The organism is Microcystis sp. M_QC_C_20170808_M3Col (assembly GCF_007095505.1).
GTDB lineage: Bacteria > Cyanobacteriota > Cyanobacteriia > Cyanobacteriales > Microcystaceae > Microcystis.
On the sequence record NZ_SFBY01000318.1, the window covers coordinates 1 to 3,820 of the forward strand.

4 protein-coding genes are annotated in these 3,820 nt (G+C 45.3%); 2 read left to right on the forward strand and 2 right to left on the reverse strand.

Annotated elements, in window-relative coordinates; all coding sequences use genetic code 11:
- Positions 1 to 119: 119 nt before the first annotated feature.
- On the reverse strand, positions 120 to 1,271 hold the full coding sequence (locus EWV84_RS14590) for an NAD-dependent epimerase/dehydratase family protein (protein WP_287078563.1): 1,152 nt from the start codon (positions 1,269 to 1,271) through the stop codon (positions 120 to 122).
- Between the two features lie 50 nt (positions 1,272 to 1,321).
- On the opposite strand from EWV84_RS14590, the gene EWV84_RS14595 reads away from it, so the two are divergent.
- Complete coding sequence (locus EWV84_RS14595; protein WP_287078565.1) at positions 1,322 to 1,462, forward strand: hypothetical protein; 141 nt, start codon at positions 1,322 to 1,324, stop codon at positions 1,460 to 1,462.
- 139 nt (positions 1,463 to 1,601) lie between these two features.
- Entirely contained in the window at positions 1,602 to 3,452 is a 1,851-nt protein-coding gene (locus EWV84_RS14600) for a polysaccharide deacetylase family protein (RefSeq protein ID WP_287078566.1), read from the forward strand.
- A 35-nt stretch (positions 3,453 to 3,487) separates the two neighbouring features.
- Here the strand turns inward: EWV84_RS14600 and EWV84_RS14605 are convergent, their stop codons facing one another.
- Positions 3,488 to 3,676 (reverse strand): hypothetical protein, encoded by a 189-nt coding sequence (locus tag EWV84_RS14605; protein ID WP_287078567.1) that lies wholly within the window; start codon positions 3,674 to 3,676, stop codon positions 3,488 to 3,490.
- Positions 3,677 to 3,820 lie beyond the last annotated feature (144 nt).

The window sequence follows — 3,820 nt, forward strand, 5'->3', positions numbered from 1 at the left end:
TGAACGAAACCCCTTACTATCTGTTGTCAAGGTTCAGTTTTTAGCTTGGTTATCGCTTTTTCCATTGTAGCTTAAAGCCGTCCTCAAAGGACGGGGTTTTAACCCAAATTTTCGATAAATTATCGTTTCCAAGTGACTTTTGGTAGGATATGATTCATATCTACCCGATTTTTATACTTGGTGGCGAAGTTTAGGAGGGAATCGAGGAGAGAATCGGAGAGATAGTGAGGTTGTAGGCCTAGATCGAGTAATTTCGTGTTTTTAGCGTTAAAATAATGTTCCTCTAACTCGATGCGCGGGTTGTCAAGATTGTTAATCTCCACATTTAACCCTAACGCAGAACCAGCTTTTTTCACCATCAGTGCCAAGTCACCGACGCTAAACAGTTCGGTAAATTGGTTAAAAACGCGAAATTCCCCCGATTGAGCGGGATGTGCGATCGCTAATTCCAAACAACGCACGGTATCGCGGATATCTAAAAATCCTCGCGTTTGGCCACCTTTACCGTACACTGTCAGGGGATGACCGATCGCCGCTTGAATACAAAAACGGTTTAAAGCAGTACCAAAAACCCCATCGTAATCGAGACGGTTAATCAACATCTCATCCATTCCCGTTTCTTCGGTGAGGACTCCATAAACCACCCCTTGATTGAGATCTGTGGCTTTTAAACCCCACATCCGACAGGCAAAATGGATATTATGGCTATCGTGGACTTTGCTGAGATGGTACATACTACCGGGTTGTTTGGGATAGGGTAAAGTATCCTTACGACCGTTATGTTCGATCGTGATGTAGCCTTCTTCAATATCTATATTCGGTGTGCCATACTCACCCATGGTTCCCAGTTTCACTAGGTGCGCGTCGGGAAATTCCTCTTTCATCGCGTAGAGGATATTTAAATTGCCAACAACGTTGTTAACTTGGGTTAAAACTGCGTGTTCGCGATCGATCATGGAGAAGGGTGCAGATCTCTGTTCTCCGAAGTGAACAATCGCATCCGGTTGAAACTGTCGCAGGGATTGAATCAAAAAGTCGTAGTTATTGATATCCCCGACAAAAAGATCGAGCGATTTTCCCGTCAGATCTTGCCAGCGTTGAATCCGATGAGATATGGGTGCGATCGGTGTTAAGGTATCGCAGCCTAATTGTAAGTCCCAATAGCGACGAACTAAACTATCAAGTATGCCTACTTCGTAACCTCTATTTGATAGATGGAGTGCCGTTGCCCAACCACAATAGCCGTCTCCGCCAATAACCAAAACTCTCATACAATATCTGTAAAGTTTATATACTCGTCTTTGGTAACTCTAGCAGTTTTGTGTCACGCTTTACCAACTTAATCCCCGTGAACATAGCGGGGTGTGGGGTGTGGGGAAGTGGGGAAATGGGGAAGTGGGGAAGCTGTCTCATCACCCTATCACCCCAAAACCCTATCACCCTATCTCCTCCTGAATACTGACTCCTATCTCCTGATGAGGGTGTTCTAGAAAACTTGACAAGGGAACGGATTATAGGGAAACTCAGCTTGTCGGTCAAGGTAATAGAGCAAATCTCAATTTCTTTTTTACTTTTTACTGTTTACTTGATTACTTGATATTATGCGTTGGCAAGCTCGGCAAAAATCTTCGTTTCCTTTGCTTCCCCTATACGGATTTTTGGCATTTATTGTCACTTGTCTGATTATTTGGACAATTTCTCTGTATCCTCGTTCTAATGCTCTGGTGGGGGGTGAGTCTCTCCCCGCACCTTTTAGGGAGTTTCAACCGGAATGCGCGGATTATGTCCTAGAAAATAGTTCTTTTAAGGATATATCGAGAATTTTTGCTTGTAAAACCTATAAAAACCTCTCCGATCGCGTGATTCTCCCCCTATCTCTCCAAAAAAACGATATTAGTCTCGATAATTGGCAAAATAACTCGGCAACAGCGATCGAATTAGCACCTTGGCCAGAAATTCATCCCCGCGCTCAAGAGACAAAAGTACCGATTTTAATGTATCACGACATTTTACCGGAAAAAGAGGTATTTTTTGACGTTACTCCGGGGGAATTAGAGGCACATTTTCAATTTTTGCAGGAAATCGGGGCAACTCCTATCAGTATCGATTGGTTAATTTCCCATCTGCGGACAGGTATCCCCCTTCCCGCTAAACCGGTTTTATTGACTTTTGATGATGGTTATGGGGGACATTACCAGTATGTCTATCCTTTATTGAGAAAATATGGCTATCCTGCCGTTTTCTCGATTTATATCAATAAAATGACTCAAAAAACTGGCAGAACCAGTGTCACTTGGCAACAACTCCGGGAAATGGCCGCCGATCCTCTAGTACAAATTGTCTCCCATAGTGTTAGTCATCCCCGGGATTTAAGATTATTGTCCGATGCAGATTTGGAGCAAGAAGTCAAGCAATCGAAACAAATCTTAGAAAAAGAATTGGGCATTCCGATTAATTATTTCACCTATCCAGAAGGGAAGGCAGACGATCGAGTGAAGGAATTCGTCAAAAAAGCGGGTTATCGGGCGGCTTTATCGATGAATGACCTCGATGAGCATTTTGCCGGACAATCCCCCGATTTACTCACTATTGGACGCTTTGGGCAATCGCGCACCAGGGAAATTGTACCGCAAGCTTGGGGAGGTGATCCCTTACCCCGTAGGGATGGTGGTTTTAACTTTGCCACCACCATCCAAAAACGGGAAGTGGAATTCCCAAGCAATACACTTGTTCTAATTAGTGGCGGTATTCCCAAAACTATCCACGCTGATAGTCGCTATCAAGTGGAGGAAATTATCGCCGGCACAGAAGCGATCGCGGCTGTAGATGGCGGTTTTTTCTCTCTCAAGGAATTGGACTCCAATCAGATGATCGGGCCGGTTTTAAGCGAAAATGGCGGCTTTATCCCGGGATATGAAGGTGAAATCGGCAAGTTAGAGGGTCGTCCTTTAGTAATCATTACCGATCGATGGGTGCGTTATCTTCCTTTTGATCCTGCCCGTCATAATACCCTAGAAGGAATCGCAGCGGAGGTCGGAGATGATCTCAAGGTTACGGATGCTTTTGTCGCGGCCGCTTGGTTAGTCAAAGATGGACAACCACAACCGCAAGAATCCTTTGGTACACTTTACGGTTTTGATGCCCTGCGTCACCGGGCTTTTTGGGGGATTAATCAGGCAGGACAGCCAGTAATCGGGGTTTCCAGAGACCCGATCGATTCGATGTCCTTGGGAGAATTATTAGTACAGGCAGGTTTTCGGGAGGCAGTGATGTTAGATTCAGGAGCAAGTACCTCCCTCGCTTATCAAGGTCAATCGCAAGTGCATTATACTCCCCGTCCCGTTCCCCACGTTGTCGCTTTATTTCCCCCGACAGAACCCGATATTGTTCCCATTAGTCATGTGGGGATTCCCTGCGTAATTTTCGCCGATTCCTGTCCTGCGGGGAGTTAGGGGACAAAAACTTATTAACCAGAAAACGGCTGAAGCTATGTATCTAAGAAAGCTCTAAGGGCAATTTTGTACTTGTTTTTCAGCCGTGGAGAAACCAGACCACCTTGCTGAATCTGTGCGAGAATTGTGGCTGAACAAGAGCCTTTTGGAATCGGACTACCCGCAGTGATTAAACTGGCTAATTCCGTGGCATCCATCTCCCGGGCAAATTGATAGGCAATCACAGATTCACAGACGTTGACACTCCCATCGCTCTCATGCGAGGGATTCTTGGTTCACTGAGTTTCCTTAATCTGACAGGACGTATCCAACCAAACCAGAGGGAATCTCTCCCCAAGCGTGAGTTCCGGTATGCCCTACCGTACTTA